The 15,800-nt window shown below is 69.3% G+C and carries 13 protein-coding genes; 11 read left to right on the top strand and 2 right to left on the bottom strand.

What is annotated here, in order from left to right; genetic code table 11:
• Positions 1 to 1,423 precede the first annotated feature (1,423 nt).
• Positions 1,424 to 1,597, top strand: a complete 174-nt coding sequence (locus BN11_RS22320; RefSeq protein WP_157043918.1) for a hypothetical protein — start codon at positions 1,424 to 1,426, stop codon at positions 1,595 to 1,597.
• Positions 1,598 to 1,765: 168 nt separating this feature from the next.
• Here BN11_RS22320 and BN11_RS01030 read toward each other — a convergent pair whose 3' ends face one another.
• Entirely contained in the window at positions 1,766 to 2,137 is a 372-nt protein-coding gene (locus BN11_RS01030) for a hypothetical protein (RefSeq protein ID WP_157043917.1), read from the bottom strand.
• Between the two features lie 66 nt (positions 2,138 to 2,203).
• Between BN11_RS01030 and recR the strand changes: the two genes are divergently transcribed.
• From recR to fgd, 7 genes are all read left to right on the top strand, one after another.
• Positions 2,204 to 2,803, top strand: coding sequence for a recombination mediator RecR (recR, locus tag BN11_RS01025; RefSeq protein WP_048693294.1), 600 nt, complete (start codon positions 2,204 to 2,206; stop codon positions 2,801 to 2,803).
• Positions 2,796 to 3,392, top strand: a complete 597-nt coding sequence (locus BN11_RS01020; RefSeq protein ID WP_048693291.1) for a DUF5063 domain-containing protein — start codon at positions 2,796 to 2,798, stop codon at positions 3,390 to 3,392. Before recR ends, BN11_RS01020 begins: the two co-directional genes overlap by 8 nt.
• A 100-nt stretch (positions 3,393 to 3,492) precedes the next feature.
• Positions 3,493 to 4,764, top strand: coding sequence for an aspartate kinase (locus tag BN11_RS01015; RefSeq protein WP_048693288.1), 1,272 nt, complete (start codon positions 3,493 to 3,495; stop codon positions 4,762 to 4,764).
• 154 nt (positions 4,765 to 4,918) lie between these two features.
• Complete coding sequence (locus BN11_RS01010; protein WP_162213135.1) at positions 4,919 to 5,776, top strand: LytR C-terminal domain-containing protein; 858 nt, start codon at positions 4,919 to 4,921, stop codon at positions 5,774 to 5,776.
• A gap of 111 nt (positions 5,777 to 5,887) precedes the next feature.
• Positions 5,888 to 7,090 (top strand): pyrophosphate--fructose-6-phosphate 1-phosphotransferase, encoded by a 1,203-nt coding sequence (locus BN11_RS01005; protein ID WP_048693280.1) that lies wholly within the window; start codon positions 5,888 to 5,890, stop codon positions 7,088 to 7,090.
• Positions 7,091 to 7,156: 66 nt separating this feature from the next.
• Positions 7,157 to 7,540, top strand: coding sequence for a RidA family protein (locus BN11_RS01000; protein ID WP_048693277.1), 384 nt, complete (start codon positions 7,157 to 7,159; stop codon positions 7,538 to 7,540).
• A gap of 34 nt (positions 7,541 to 7,574) precedes the next feature.
• A complete protein-coding gene (gene fgd, locus BN11_RS00995) occupies positions 7,575 to 8,591 on the top strand; it encodes a glucose-6-phosphate dehydrogenase (coenzyme-F420) (RefSeq protein WP_048693275.1) in 1,017 nt (338 codons plus the stop codon).
• Positions 8,592 to 8,600: 9 nt separating this feature from the next.
• Here fgd and BN11_RS00990 read toward each other — a convergent pair whose 3' ends face one another.
• Positions 8,601 to 10,346, bottom strand: coding sequence for a DUF429 domain-containing protein (locus tag BN11_RS00990; RefSeq protein ID WP_048693272.1), 1,746 nt, complete (start codon positions 10,344 to 10,346; stop codon positions 8,601 to 8,603).
• A gap of 105 nt (positions 10,347 to 10,451) precedes the next feature.
• Here BN11_RS00990 and BN11_RS00985 point away from each other — a divergent pair, with 105 nt between their 5' ends.
• Genes BN11_RS00985 through BN11_RS00975 form a run of 3 tightly spaced genes read left to right on the top strand, consistent with a single transcriptional unit; the run spans position 10,452 to position 15,797 of the window.
• Entirely contained in the window at positions 10,452 to 11,963 is a 1,512-nt protein-coding gene (locus BN11_RS00985) for a wax ester/triacylglycerol synthase family O-acyltransferase (protein WP_083433431.1), read from the top strand.
• Positions 11,960 to 13,423, top strand: coding sequence for an HAD-IB family hydrolase (locus BN11_RS00980; protein WP_048693270.1), 1,464 nt, complete (start codon positions 11,960 to 11,962; stop codon positions 13,421 to 13,423). The genes BN11_RS00985 and BN11_RS00980 overlap by 4 nt, the downstream gene beginning before the upstream one ends.
• On the top strand, positions 13,416 to 15,797 hold the full coding sequence (locus BN11_RS00975; RefSeq protein ID WP_053083956.1) for a glycerol-3-phosphate 1-O-acyltransferase: 2,382 nt from the start codon (positions 13,416 to 13,418) through the stop codon (positions 15,795 to 15,797). Before BN11_RS00980 ends, BN11_RS00975 begins: the two co-directional genes overlap by 8 nt.
• Positions 15,798 to 15,800 lie beyond the last annotated feature (3 nt).

Here is a 15,800-nt window from a genome sequence, read left to right as displayed (position 1 = left end):
CCAGCCGAGAGGCGAGGCCCAGCCGAAAGGCGAGGCCCAGCCGAGAGGCGAGGCCCAGCCACAGCAGCCCGGCCCGAACCCGCCTGCTGCCCCGCAGCCCGACGGCGGAGCGCGGCAGTCTGATCCGCCACCGCCCGGGCCAGCCGCATCGCAGCCGGGAACGGCGCCTCTCACGCAAGCTGCGAACGCCGCTGCGCCATCCGTCTCCGGCCCGTCCGGTGGTCGTCTCGATGCCGGCCCGGATGGGGAGCAGCCCCAGCAGGCCAGAGGGGGTGGGCAGCCTCAGCAGCGACCGGCCGGGCCGCGGCCCCGGATCCGGATGGGGTCACCCGAGCCAAGCGCACCGGCACCCGGACCGGATGCCGCCGCATCCGCGGGCGGTGGCCGCGGGCCGGGAGGGCTCGACCTCGAGGCGCTGCGCAGATCGTGGCCCGACGTGCTCGCCCGCATCTTCACCCTCAAGCGGACGACATGGACCTTCCTGTCCGAGCACGCCCAGGTCGACAGTTATGACGGGCAGCGGCTGGTCCTGTCCATCGGCACGGTGGGGCTCGCCAACACCTTCCGCTCCGGCATCCACCCCGAGATCGTCCGGCAAGCGCTGATCGACGTCCTCGGCCTCGACGCCCGGGTCGACGCGATCGCGCGCACCGGTGGCGCGGGAGGTCCCGGCGGTGGCGACGGACCCGGTGATGGTCGTCGTGATGGTCGTGGGGGTGGTCCTGGCACCAGCAACGGTGGTGCCCGCAACGGCTCCGATGTGCTTGGCCCGCGAGGAGATTACAGCCGTCAGTGGCAATCGACACGCGATGAACAGCCGGTCGCCTCGGGTTCGCCGGGGCCCGGCGCGCCGGCCGGGAGCAACGGGCCGGATCGCGCCGCCGAGTCCTCCCACCGTGAGCATGGCGGACCTGAGCGAGCATCCGTCGCGGGCGGCCGACGGACCCAACCTGGTGGACCGCCCGATCCCGGTGCTGACCCCGCAATGCGCCGTGACTGGTCGGAGGGCGGGCCGGCGTGGGGGAGCGGACCGGCCTCCGGCGCCCCCAGCTGGGCGTCCGGAGGCGCCGGACCGGCTGCGTCCACCTCCGACTCAGCTGTCCCCGACTCAGCTGCCCTGGCCTCAGCTGCCTCCGTCTCAGTTGCGCCAGGGTCAGCCGCCCCTGACTCAGCTGCTCCGTACTCAGCTGCTTCCGCCCACTCGGCCGCCGGCGCCGCCGTCCCCACCGAGAGGATGTCCCCGCAGTCCTCCCCCGGTCGGAGTTCGCCTACCACGGCCAGCCCCGAGCCGGAACCAGCCGGGGCCGCCGCCAACGCTTCCGCCAACGCCTCCGCAGATCCGAGCGCCTGGACCCCGACCACTTCCTACCCGACCACTTCCTACCCGAGCACTGCCTACCCGAGCACTGCGGACCCTGCCACGATGGCCCCCGCCACGACGGACCCTGCCACGATGGACCCGACCGCCGGGCTCAGTGATGAGGACCTGGTCAGCGCCGACGACGAGGACCTGATGGATCTCGGCGAGGTCGGCCAGCCCGTCGTCGAGCGCGTCCTGGGCGGCACCGTGATCTGGCGCGAGGACGAATCCTCCTGACGATGCCGCCGTGTCAGCCGTCGGTGCCATCGCTGTCGAGCGCAGGCGCACTCGATTGCCTAGGCCTTCGACGGCGTTAACCATCACGAGTTGTTGTGATCACCACCATTCCTGATGGGTAACACCGTGTGAGGACGGGTAACACCGTGGGAGGCACCCGGCCCCGCGTCAATTCCCGGCGTTGACCGTCAAGGTGGCGGTCGCGCCGGAGTCGGCGTCCTTGGCGGCACGGCAGGTCACCGTAAGCGGACCGGAGGCCGTGAGCGTGACCGACGCGGGCGTGGTCGTGGGGGCGGCGAACTCGGCGAGCACTGTGCTGTCCGCGCCGGTCACCACGACATACCCCGTCCCGGCGGCGGAGAACTCGTGGGTGCCGACGGCCACGGAGTCGCGGTTGAGGGTGCAGCCGGGCAGGACCACCTCCACGGGGGCCACGTCGGCGGCAGGCGGCGGGTCGCCGCACCCGGTCACGCCGGCCAGACCCAGCACGGTGAGCAGCGGGAGGAGGCGAGAGCGCGGCATACCCCGGCTGTTCGGCATACCCGACTGTATGACGCCCGCCGCGCCGCCGGGCGGTTGTCGGCCCCACCGCCTACCCTTGCCGGTGTGTATGAAGGTGTGGTCCAGGACCTGATCGACGAGCTCGGGCAATTGCCCGGGGTCGGCCCCAAGGGTGCCCAGCGCATCGCCTTCCACCTGCTCCAGGCCGATCCGGCCGACGTCCAGCGCCTCATCACCGCCCTTTCGGAGGTCAAGGACAAGGTCACCTTCTGCACCCTGTGCGGCAATGTCGCCGAGGCTGCGCTGTGCCGGATCTGCCAGGACCCGCGGCGTGACGGACACGCCGTGTGCGTGGTCGAGGAGCCCAAGGACGTCGTCGCGATCGAACGCACCCGCGAGTTCAGGGGGCGCTATCACGTGCTCGGTGGCGCGATCAGCCCGATGGACGGCGTCGGCCCCGAGCAGCTGCGGATCGCGGAGCTGATGGCCAGGCTCGGCGACGGCGAGATCACCGAGGTCATCCTCGCCACCGACCCCAATATCGAGGGGGAGGCCACCGCGTCATACCTCGCCCGGCAGCTGAAGACCTTCGAGATCCGGGTCACCCGCCTCGCCTCCGGGTTGCCGGTCGGCGGCGACCTGGAGTATGCCGATGAAGTCACCCTGGGCCGCGCCTTCGAAGGACGGAGACTGATCGATGCCTGACTTGACGAGCATGCAGCCGCCCCCACGCGTCGGCGGCGACGCCGACCTGGCCGAACTGGCCGGGCTGACCGCGTCGGAGGCGCGCCACTTCATCGCCGCCATCACCGAGATCGCCTCCGGTTCGGCGCCCGACGCCGCGCTACCCCTCGCCCTGCTCGCCACCGCGGACATCCTCACCACCGGCGCCCGGCTCGGCGCCATCCAGGACATCGTCCTTGACGAGCGCTACGAGCCCGACGACGGCGACGACACCGATCTGGCCGCACTCCGGGCGGCGCTTGCCAACGTGTTCGAGGGCCTGGACGAGTATGCCGACCTCGTCGATCCGGTGACCTCCACGGAGTTGACCACCGGCTCCCTCGCCACCGACTTCTCGGTCATCGTCGGCGCCCTGGACCATGGCCTGAAGCACTTCGCACGCGGCAACCAGGTCGAGGCCCTGTGGTGGTGGCAGTTCAGCTACCTCTCCGACTGGGGCGAGCGGGCCGCGATGGCGCTACGCGTGCTGCACGGTCTCTTGGCGCATGTGCGCCTGGACGCCGACGACGACCTCGTCGCCGAAGCCGAGTTCGACGCCCTGCACCCCTAGCCGCGCGCCCGAGTCGCGAACGGCGCGGGCACGGCATACCGGGCGTCGCCTACCATCAGGGCGTCCTTTCCCGACCGACCGACAACGGGAGTGCAAGCCAGTGGCCCTGGTCGTCCAGAAATACGGCGGCAGCTCCGTCGCCGACGCCGAGAGCATCAAGCGCGTCGCCCGGCGGATCATCGAGACCCGCAAGGCCGGCAATGACGTCGTCGTCGCCGTGTCCGCCATGGGGGACACGACCGACGAGCTGCTCGACCTCGCCAACGAGGTCAGCCCCATGCCGCCGCCGCGCGAGATGGACATGCTGCTGACCGCCGGTGAGCGGATCTCCATGGCCCTGCTCGCCATGGCCATCGCCGACCAGGGACACAGCGTGCGCTCCTTCACCGGCAGCCAGGCGGGCGTCATCACCGACACCACACACGGCAAGGCGAAGATCATCGACGTCACCCCCGGCCGCATCACCGAGGCGATCGGCAAGGGCCACGTCGTCATCGTCGCCGGCTTCCAGGGCGTCTCGCGCGAGACCAAGGAGATCACCACCCTCGGCCGGGGCGGCTCCGACACCACGGCGGTGGCGCTCGCCGCCGCCATGAACGCCAGCGTCTGCGAGATCTACACCGACGTCGACGGCGTCTTCAGCGCCGACCCCCGCGTGGTGCCCAAGGCGCGCAAGATCGCCCGCATCACCAGCGAGGAGATGCTCGAACTCGCGGCCAGCGGCAGCAAGGTGCTGCACCTGCGCAGCGTCGAATACGCCCGCCGCTTCGGCATCCCCATCCACGTCCGCTCCTCCTTCTCACACAAGGAGGGCACCTTTGTCACCGACCAGCCCGCTCCCGAAGGAGAACCCGTGGAAGCCCCGATCATCGCCGGCGTCGCGCACGACCGCAGCGAGGCCAAGATCACCGTCGTCGGCGTCCCGGACCGGGCCGGCATGGCCGCGACCATCTTCGCCGCCATCGCCGATGCCGACATCAATATCGACATGATCGTCCAGAACGTCTCGGCGACCGAGACCGGCCTGACCGACATCTCCTTCACCCTGCCCAAGGGCGAGGTCACCGCCGCGATGCAGGCCCTGCAGCGCATCCAGGGCGAGGTCGGCTTCGTCTCGCTCTTGCACGACGACCTCATCGGCAAACTGTCGCTCGTCGGGGCCGGGATGAAGTCCAGCCCCGGGGTGTCGGCGACCTTCTTCAAGGCGCTCGCCGACGCCGACATCAACGTCGAGATGATCTCGACCTCCGAGATCCGGATCTCGGTCATCACCCGCGAGGATCGCCTCGACGAGGCCGTCCGGGCCGTGCACACCGCCTTCGCCCTCGACACTGACCAGGAAGCCGTCGTCTACGCCGGCACCGGGCGCTGACAGGCCCACTCCTGGCCGTTCGGTGCCGTGAATGCCGGCTATTCACCGACTCGTTATCAAGGCGACCCCGATCGTCATCGTGTTGCTCTAGTGCTTCGTGTGACTCATGAGGCACCATGGTGGACGCCAGCTACTCGACCAGATGGGGATGGTCATGCCGACCGCGCCTGAGTACGCCCGCCGCAGCTACCGCGGTCGGCAGCGCCGTCGCCTTGCCCTGCTCGTGACCCTCCCGAGCCTGATCCTCGGCACGGTCAGCGTCGGCGGCGCCTATAGCGCCGGCCTGTTGACCCGCAAACCCGCCGCCGTCTGCAAACCCACGGTCGTCGAGGCCCCGGCTCGCGATTCCTTCAAGATCGAGGTCCAGAACTCCAACGAGACCCCGGGCGAAGGCGCCAAGGTCGCCAAGGACCTGACGAAGCGCGGTTTCACGGTGACCCAGGTCACCAATGCTCCCGACGGGGTCTATATCAAGCGGTCCGCCCTCGTCTATCACGGCAAGCAGGGGCTCGACCAGGCGCTCCTCGTGGCCGCCCAGATCCCGGGGGCCCGCGCCTGGAACGACGGCAGGGCCGGCACCGGCGTCGAACTCGTCATCGGCTACGGCTTCAACGGACTCAGCTACGTGCCGCCCGCCCCGCCGCCGCTGCCCGGTGAGATCACCGTCAACGTCTACAACACGACATACCGTGAAGGCCTGGCGAGGGAGGTGGGCGACGCGTTGCGCGACCGCAGCTTCGAACTCGGCTCCGTCGGCAACGACCCGCTGATGTCGTTCCTGCCCGACGACGTCGCGGTGATCCGGCACGGACCCGAAGGCGCCGACGCGGCAGACGTTCTGCTGCAACACATTCCGGGTGCTCGCCTCGTGACGGACACCCGCGAGGACACCTCGCTGGACCTGGTCCTCGGCAACGACTACGCCGCGCTGACCCCCGAGGCGGAGATCCCGAAGCCGGCCCCGCGGCCCGAGCCCAAGCCCGACACGATCGAGCGGCCCTGCACCAAGTAGCTCCTCCGCGAAGGCCCCTGCCGGAGTGAGGTGGGACGCGTTTCCCGACGCGCCGGGAGAGTGCTTGGATGGGAGGCAGACGATTCGTCGACTCCAGGAAAGGGTCTCGTCATGCCGGTTCGTAAGGTTGCCATGCTCACTGCCGGAGGGATCGCCCCGTGCTTGTCCAGTGCGGTCGGGGGACTGATCGAGCGCTACACCGAACTCGCCCCGGAGGTCGAGATCATCGGTTATCTCGACGGGTATGCCGGGCTGCTCACCGGGAACTCGATCACCGTCACCCCCGAGGTGCGCGCCGGGGCGCACTTGCTGCACGGCTTCGGAGGTAGCCCGCTCGGCAACTCCCGGGTCAAGCTGACCAATGTCAAGGACTGCGTCAAGCGCGGGCTGGTCCAAGAGGGCGAGGATCCGCTCAAGGTTGCCGCCGACCAGCTCACCAAGGACGGCGTCGATGTGTTGCACACCATCGGCGGTGACGACACGAACACCACGGCGGCCGACCTCGCGGCCTACCTTCACGAGAACGGCTACGAACTGCAGGTGGTCGGCATGCCCAAGACGATCGACAACGACGTCGTGCCGATCAAGCAGACCCTCGGTGCCTGGACCGCGGCCGAGCAGGGGGCGATCTACGCCGAGAACATCATCGGCGAGCACACCTCCAACCCGCGGATGCTGATCATCCACGAGGTCATGGGTCGCCACTGCGGGTGGCTGACCGCCGAGACCGCGCGCCGCTATCGGGAGCGGATGGCCGGGCGCGAATACCTCCCCGGCGTCGTCGCGGCGTCCAAGGAGGCCTGGGATGTCCACGCCGTCTATGTGCCTGAGAGTCACATCGACATCAAGGCCGAGGGGGAGCGACTGCGCCACGTGATGGACGAGCTCGGCTGCGTCAACATCTTCCTGTCCGAGGGCGCCGGCGTCGAGGACGTCATCGCCGAACTTGAGGCCGCGGGCGAGGATGTCCCGCGCGACGCCTTCGGTCACGTCCAACTCGACAAGGTCAACCCCGGCGCGTGGTTCGCCAAGCAGTTCGCCGAGGCGATCGGCGCCGAGAAGACCATGGTGCAGAAGTCCGGCTACTTCTCCCGCTCGGCTGCGGCCAACGACGAAGACCTCGCCTTGATCAAGCGCTGCACCGATTTCGCTGTGGACGCGGCGCTGCGCGGCGAGTCCGGCGTGGTGGGCGAGGACGAGGAGCAGGGCGACGAGTTGCGCGCGATCGAGTTCCCGCGCATCCGTGGCGCCAAGCCCTTCGACCCTTCGGTCGACTGGTTCCAGGCGCTCCTGAAGAGCATCGGCCAGGCCTGAAATACGTTGCCGGGCAACGGGATGCGGCATAAAACCCACGCAGGCTCAAAGGAGAGTTCATCCCTGATGGAACGTCGTCACGCCTCGTCCGGCTCGCCCTACGAGGCCTCGATCGGCTTCAGCCGCGCGGTGCGCGTCGGCAATCACGTCGCCGTCAGCGGCACCGCGCCGATCTGGCCTGACGGGGGCATCGTGCTCGACCCGCACGCGCAGGCCAAGCGGGCATTCGAGATCGCCCTCGAGGCGCTCGCCGAGCTGGGCGGCGCGGTGACCGATGTCGTGCGCACGCGCATGTTCATCACCCGCACCGATGTCGCAACCGAAGTCTCGGAAGCCCACGGCGAGACCTTCGGCGACGTCCGGCCGGCCGCGACCATGGTCGTGGTCTCCGCCCTCCTCGACCCCCGCTGGCTCGTCGAGGTCGAGGTCGACGCCATCCTGAACGACTGAACCCGTTGGCCAACGCACCGGTAGGGTCACCAGGGTGACGCTCAAGATCGGATACAAGGCATCGGCCGAGCAGTTCGACCCCGCCCGCCTCGCGGCATTCGCAGTGCTCGCGGAGGAGGTGGGGCTGGACTCGGTGACCGTTTCCGATCACTACCAGCCCTGGCGGCTGCAGGGCGGTCACGCCCCCAACGCGCTCGTCTGGTTGTCGTATGTCGCGGCCCGCACCGAGCGGGTCACGCTCGGCACCAGCGTGCTCACCCCGACCTTCCGCTACAATCCCGCGGTGGTCGCGCAGGAGTTCGCCTCGCTCGCGTGCCTGGCGCCGGGGCGGGTCTTCCTCGGTGTGGGGACGGGGGAGGCGCTCAACGAGATCGCCGTCGGGGCGGTGGGGGAGTGGCCGGAATTCAAGGAGCGGTTCGCGCGCCTGCGCGAAGCTGTCACGGTGATGCGGCGGCTGTGGACCGAGGACGAGGTCACCTTCGAGGGCGACTACTACCGCACCGAGGGAGCCCGGATCTTCGACCGTCCCGAGCACCCGGTTCCGGTGTTCATCGCCGCCGGCGGACCCATGGTGGCGCGGTATGCCGGCCGGCACGGTGAGGGTTTCATCTGCACCTCGGGCAAGGGCCGGGAGTTGTATGCCGATCAGCTGATCCCCGCCGTCGCCGAGGGCCGGGCCAAGGCCGGCCGGGCCGGCGATCCGATCGAGCGGATGATCGAGATCAAGATCTCCTGGGATCCGGATCCCGAGCTGGCGCTGCAGAACACCCGCTTCTGGGCGCCGCTGTCGCTCACGGCGGAGCAGAAGCACTCGATCACCAGCCCGGCCGAGATGGAGAAGGCGGCGGACGAGTTGCCGATCGAGCAGGTCGCCAAGCGGTGGATCGTCGCCTCCGACCCCTCGGCGGCTGTCGAGGCCGTCAAGTTCTATACCGATCTCGGCTTCGACCAACTCGTCCTGCACGGGCCGGGCGACGACCAGGAGCGCTTCTTGAGGACGCTGGCCGAGCAGGTGCTCCCCGGCCTGCGCGAGCTGCAGCCGGCGACCTAAGGGCCCGGCTCAGCCGGCCGTGCCGATCCGCGCGAGGCGAGCCGCGAGCAACTCGCGGCGGGCGGCGTTGCCCGGGAGGGCGGCATACCGCTCGCCGAAGTGGGCGAGCAGGGCATCGTCGAGACGGCGCACGGCGGCGGCGGGATAGCGGTAGCCGAGCCGGCTCGTCAGCTCGGCCTCGTCGACCTCGGCGAGGACCGCGGCCAGCTCGGGCACCCGGGTGATGCCCAGTTCGCCGAGCAGCGCGGCCATCCAGACGTAGTGGTCCTCGCGCGACCAGCCGGCGTCGCGATAGTGCCCCGCGAGATAGGCGGCCAGGTCGCGGCCGGACAGTGCGGTGTCGTCCGCCTCTTCGACCAGCTCGGCATCCTGTTGCAGTTGCTCGTGGATCGCGGTGAACTGCTCGTCGGCCAGCTCCAGCAGCCCCGCAGCGAGCGTGAACCGTCGATCCAGCTCGGAGGCGTGTGCGAGCGGGATCGACCCCTTGTAACGGATCGCGTGCTCGTATTCGGCCCAGGCGTGCTGCAGGACCGTCCGCACCTGGACCTGCACCTCGGTCGCGGTCAGCGGCCCGTCGCCGGCGATGCCCGGGGTGTCGACGGCGAGCTGCAGGTGGCGACTGGCATACCCAAAGCGACCCTCGCCGGCGGTCTCCAGCCCCAGATCGCGGTCGTCGAGCACCGTGAACTCGCCGGCGAGCAGCTCGGCGACCGCCGCGACATCGCGACGCAGGAAGGTGATCACCCGCAGCCCGATCTGGTCGTGGATGTCGGCGAGCGGCTCGGGGTGCAGCGGTCGGCCGTCTCGGCTGCGGGCCGCCTTCTCCGAGAACGATTTCAGGCTCTTCGCGCGGCCGGTCACCGACAGATAGTTGATGCCTGCCTCGTCGAGGATGCCCCGCACGTGATCCACATAGGCCGCGGCCGCACGTTCCAGTCGCGGGTGCCCTTCGCGAAAGATCCGCACTGCCTCGTCGACGATGCGGTCACGGCCGGGTTGGCGGGCCGGGCGGGGCTCGGGCTGGTGATCGGCGGGCAGCCGGGGTGTGACGACGACCCCGCTCGCGTCGTCACCGTAGGTCGCCAGACTCTGCGGATCGAGCGCGGCCAGCCGAGCGACATACGCGCACAGCACCGCGTCCACCTGATCCTCGGCGCGCTGCAGGTCGGCCTTGCGGGTCGCGCCGGCGATGCCGGCGACCAGGTCGCTCCAGGCGGCCGTATGCAGGTCCAGCCGGGGGGTCGCGTCCGCGAGCGACTCGAGCAGCTGGGTCAGCCGCAGCAGCTCACCCCGCATCGCGACGAGCGAGCGGCCGGGCTTGTTCTTGTATTTGAGGGTCCGGCCGAGGCGGAACAGAGCGATGGAAGCGGCGTGCGGATAAACCTCGATCGCCCGGCGGCTCGTCTGCGGGTCCAAGGTCACCGTCAGGTCGAGGGCAGCGACCAGGCGGGAGGCCCGGGAACCCTCGGCGAACTCCGGCCTGCCGGTGTTGGTCGGATGGGCGCCGGCGTCGAAGCGCGCGAAGTCCGCCCCCAGCGCGCGCTCGGCCGCGCGGGCTCCGGTCGCATTGGTGACCACGATCGGAGCATCGATGGCCACGACGACGTCGCGCTCGGCATACGGGGCCAGGGCCCGCGCGATCGAGGCGTCGTCGGTGGCGCCGGTGACCAGCTCGAGGCGCCCGCCGTCGTCGAGCACGGCGACGCCCGTGTGAGCGCGGTCGCCCCACGCGAGGTCGATTCCGATGCAGTGCACCTCGACACCCTGTCACGCCACGGGGATCCTGGCCACGTCACGGACCCGTGCTCACGTGGCGGCGGTGAGTTGACCAGGTGTCCCGGCGCCCGTGATCCTTGGCGCATGAGTTCAGCGACCGGCCAAGTGCCGATGACGGCGGCCGATCACTTCTTGCACCGCGGTGAGGCCAATCCGCGCACCCGCAGCAGCGTCCTGAGCGTCGAACTGCTGGAGGCCCCGCCGGACTGGGATCGATTCCTGGAGACCTTCGAGCGGGCGTCGCGCTCGGTTGCGCGGCTGCGTCAGCGGGTGGTGGTGCCCAGCGCGCCGACGACGTCACCGCGTTGGGTGATCGATCCCGACTTCGACCTGTCCTATCACGTGCGCCGAGTGGCGTTGCCCGGCAACGGATCCCACCGGGAGTTGCTGGACTTCGCCGAGCAGCTGTTCATCACCCCGCTGGATCTGCAGCGGCCCTTGTGGCGGGTCACGCTGGTCGAGGGGCTCGAGGGTGGCGGCGCCGCCATGATCTCGCAGCTCAGTCACGCCATCACCGACGGCGTCGGTGGCGTCGAGATGTTCGCGCAGGTCTACGACCTGACGCGCGAAGGCCGCGGGCTGGCGATGCCCGAGCTGCCCGTGCCGCACGATCTGGAGCCGAACGATCTGGCGCTGCAAGGCGTCAAGGAACTGCCGTGGCGGGCCGTGGGCGTCACGCGTTCGGCGCTGGGGCTGGGACTGAAGGCCGTGGGCGATCCCGTGGGCGCTGTTTCCGGCGCCTTGGGGTATGCCGCGTCGCTGCGCCGCGTGCTGGGCGCGGTCGCCCAGGCCCAACCGTCGCCGCTGCTTGCGGGCCGCGGGATCCAGCGTCGCATGCTGACCCTGGAACTCGACCTGCCGGGGTTGAAAGCTGCCGGAAAGGCGTTGGGCGGCAGTGTCAATGACGCCTATCTCGCCGCGATGTGCGGCGCCTTGCGGCGCTATCACGAGGGGCTCGGGCTGCCGGTCGACTCGCTGCCGATGGCGATCCCGGTGAGCCTGCGCGCAACCTCGGACGACGCGGGAGGCAACCGGTGGACCGGCCTGATCCTGGCGGCGCCGATCGGCGAGGCCGATCCCGCCGCGCGGATCGCCGCGATCCGGCGGATCGTGGCGACGCGCCGCGACGAGCCGGCGCTGGACGTGATGGGTGTCGTGTCCTCGCTGACGGCGATGCTGCCGGACCTCGTGGTGGACCCGCTGGTCGGCGCGGTGGCGCCGGTGGACGTCCAGTGCAGCAACGTCATGTCCTATCCCGGGCCGACCTTCGTGGCCGGGGCCCAGGTCGTCGCGCAATACGGCATGGGCCCGGTGCCGGGCGTCGGGATGATGGCCACGATGATCACTCGCCTGGGGCGTGCTTTCATCGGTTTCCGTTATGACACAGCGAGTTTCGTCGACGATGACCTGCTCGAGAAGTGCTTGCGTGAGGGGTTCGCCGAGGTGTTGGCCGCCGGCGGTGTCATCGCGCCATTGGCAGGAACACATCCCGTCGTGAAGAAGAAGGCCGCGCGGCTCGCCCCGTCGCCGAAGGTTCCCGCCGCGCGGGCCGCGTCCGGGACGCGAGCGGCGGCAACGCGTAAGCGGGCCCGGTGAACTCCGCCCCCCGGGTCCCCGGCACCGTCGCCGAGGTCCTCGGTTCACCCGAGGGTGATCACATCGCGGCCTTCTTCGACCTCGACGGCACACTCGTCGCCGGGTACACGGTCACGATCTATACCAAGGCCGGGCTGCGCAACCGGGACATCGGCGTTCTCGACTTCCTGCGCATGGTCGGCCTGGGGCTGAGTTATCAGGCGGGCGCGGCACCGTTCGAGAGCCTGGTACAACAGGCGTCGTCCGTCTTTCGCGGGCGCACGCTGGATGAGCTGCATGCGTTGGGGGAGAAGGTCTTCGGTGACCAGGTCGCCGATCTGCTCTATCCCGAGACCCGGGCGCTGGTGCGGGCGCACCGCGAGCGGGGACATCGCGTCGTGCTGTGTTCGTCGGCGACGAGCATGCAGGTGCAACCGGTCGCCGACTATCTCGGCATCGACGACGTGGTGTGCAATCAGTTCGTGGTGGACGCCGACGGCACCTTGACCGGTGGTCTGGTGGAGCCGGTGATCTGGGGAGAGGGCAAGGCCACAGCGGCCCAGCGGTATGCCGCGTCTGCCGGTGTCGATCTCGCCGACTGTTACTTCTATGCCGACGGGGACGAGGATGTCGCGCTGATGCACCTGGTCGGCAATCCGCGCCCGACCAACCCCGGACCGCTGATGGCCAAGGTGGCCAAGAAACGCGGCTGGCCGATCTCGCGCTATTCGACGCGCGGTATCGATGGCCGGGAGTCGTTGGTCCGCAACCTGATCGGGGCGTCACTGCTGGCCCCGATCACCGCCGCCGGCGCGGCCGTGGTCGGAGCGATCACCGGCAGCAAGCGCTCAGGTCTCAATGTCGTCACGGGCCTGTGGCCCCGGGCGCTGCTCGAAGCACAAGGCGTGAAGCTGAACGTCGTCGGGGCGCACAACCTCGATGCACACCGGCCGGCGATCTTCATCTTCAACCACCGCACCGCGATGGACACGTTCATCGTGTCGGCGGTGGTGCGCACTGATTTCACGGGCGTCGCCAAACACGAACTGAAGTCCAACCCGCTCTTCGGCACCTTCGGCCGGGCCATGGACATCGCCTTCATCGACCGGGAGAACACCGACGCGGCGGTGTCCTCCATGCAGGACGTCGAACGGGTTCTCGCGAAGGGCATCTCCGTCGTCGTGTCACCTGAGGGTCACCGCTACGACACGCATGAGGTCGGCGCCTTCAAGAAGGGCGCCTTCCGGATGGCCATGTCTGCCGGTGTGCCCGTCGTGCCGATCGTGATCGGCAATGCCGACGACGTTGCGGCTCGCGACTCGATGACCGTGAACCCGGGCACCGTGAATATAGCCGTGCTGCAACCAATTTCAGTATCCCAGTGGCCCGAGGAGGAACTCGTCGAACGGATTGACGGGGTGCGTGATCTGTATCTGGACGTGCTGAGCAACTGGCCTGCCGAAGGGGATCCTCGTGTCTGAACGCACCGTCTCTGAACGCACCGCTTCTGAACGCACCGTCGCTGGCCGCCTTGTCGTCTTCGCGGTCACGCGCACCGCCGTCGAGGAACGGCTGGTCCGGGACCGCGTCCGCCAGCTCTTCGGTGACGGTCCGGACGCGCCGGAAGTCCTCGGCGTGCCCCGGGCCAAGGCGTCACCGGCCGATATCGAGGGCCTGCGGGTGCGGTTGGCGGAGTTCGGGGACGTCGAACTGCTGCCGATGGGGGTGACCTGGCTGCCGTCCGAGCACACGGACGGCGAGCGTAAGGTGCGGCTGCGCGACCTGGCGCGCGGACACAATCCCTACAAGCCGACACCGCGCCAGCAAGGCGCGATCGCGCGCAAGGAGCCCGATCGAGGCCGCGTGACCGAGGGGGCGAGCGCCAGCGTGGCGACCCTCCGGGAGCGCTACGTCGAGTCCGGGAAGGATCCCGCCGCAGATGCCGACGGCTTCGCGAGATTCGTCATTCGCCGGGCCCGACTGGCCCTACAGCGCGCGGAGGCCCAATTGCTGGGGCCACAGTTCAAGTCGGCCAAACTGGTCAAGGACGAGATCCTCGCCAACAAGCACTTCCAGGCCGGGCTGCAACGGATTCGGCTCGAACTCGGCCCCGACGCAACGAGTGAGGAGAAGGTCGAGGAGATCCTCGAAGAGATGGCGACCGGGTGGGGCCGGCTGTTCATCGACGTCTACCCTCGCGTGGGCCGCGCGGTGTTCCAGCGCGGCTTCGACCCCACGATCGACACCGACACCACCGAGATCTCGCGGCTCAAGCAGACACTGGCCGAGCGCCCCGTTATCTTCTTGTGGTCGCACCGCTCCAATCTGGACACCCCGGTGCTGGCGGCATCGCTCCACGAGAACGGTCTCCCGCTGCCGCACATGTTCGCCGGCATCAATATGTCGTTCGGCCCGATGGGCGCGATCCTGCGGCGTAGCGGTGTCATCTTCATCCGACGCTCTATCGGCGACCCTCTCTACAAGTTCCTTCTCAAAGAGTTCGTCGGCTATCTCGCCGAGAAGCGGTTCAACCTCTCGTGGTCGATCGAGGGCACGCGCTCTCGCACGGGCAAGATGCTTCCTCCCAAGCTCGGGTTGTTGTCCTTCGTCGCCGATGCCTACATCGAGGGCCGGTCGGACGACATTGCCCTGCAACCGGTCTCGATCGCGTTCGACCAGTTGCACGAAGTCGGCGAGTATGCCGAATACGCGCGCGGCGGCAAGAAGGCCGCCGAGGGGATGAAGTGGCTCTACGGCTTCATCAAGGCACAGGGGCAGGGCAACTTCGGCAAGATCTACATCCGTTATCCGGAACCGGTCTCGATGCGATCGCTCATGGGGCCGCCCAATGGCGAGATCGCCCAGGACGAGGCCAGGCGTGCGCTCGCCCTGCAGAAGATGGCCTTCGAGGTGGCCTGGCGGATCAACATGGCGATGCCGGTGACACCGACGGCACTGGTCACCGCGACGCTGCTGGCGACGCAAGGTGCCGCCCTGACCTCGCGACAGGTCACGGTCGCGCTCAGCCAGGTCCTGGACTATCTCGAGAACCTCGCCGCCCCGCTGGCCTCGAGCGTGCCAAACCTGCGCGCGGAAGCCGGCGTCGAGCAGGTGCTGCGCGCTCTCGCGGCGTCCGGCATCGTCACGCGCGTCGAGGGCGCACGGGACGTCGTCTGGCTCATCGGCCCGGACAAGCAACTCGCCGCGACCTTCTATCGGAACTCGATCATCCAGTTCTTCCAGCTCGGCGCCATCTGCGAGATCGCCCTGGCGCTCGCCGCCCGATCCGACTCCGGCACAAAGCGATTGGAGCGGTTCTGGCGCGCGGTCGACCGCCTGCGGGATCTGCTGAAGTTCGACTTCTACTTCCAGGAGAAGTCGGTCTATCGCGAGCAGATCGCCGCGCAGATGGCGATGGCCGACCCCGGGTGGGAGGCGAAATTGACTGCCGCCGACTTCGATATCCGCACGATGCTGCGCGGCCGGATGCCGCTCGTCGCACCCGTGAGTCTCCGGCCGTTCTTCGAGGCCTACGGCATCGTCGCCGACGTGCTCGCCCACCATGGCGCAGCGGGACCGATCGACAAGGCCCAGGTCACCAAGGACGCCCTCGCCTACGGCGAGCAACTGATCGCCCAGCGCCGGGTCGCCTCGGCGGACCCGGTCTCGGCGCTCCTCTTCGCCACCGGCCTGCAACTGGCGGACAACCAAGGGGTCTTGGTAGACGGCCCGGACCGTTCCGAGCGGGCCGCCCGCTTCGAGCAGGAGCTCCGCGAGATCACCGAAGCCGTCGCCCTCATCGCGGCCGTCTCCACAGAGGTCTTCACCGAGCAGATGCGCGCCGCCCGGGCGTGAAAC

Source organism: Nostocoides australiense Ben110 (genome assembly GCF_001050535.1).
In the GTDB taxonomy this organism is placed as follows: domain Bacteria; phylum Actinomycetota; class Actinomycetes; order Actinomycetales; family Dermatophilaceae; genus Nostocoides_A; species Nostocoides_A australiense.
This window is presented reverse-complemented; position numbering and strand designations above follow the sequence as displayed.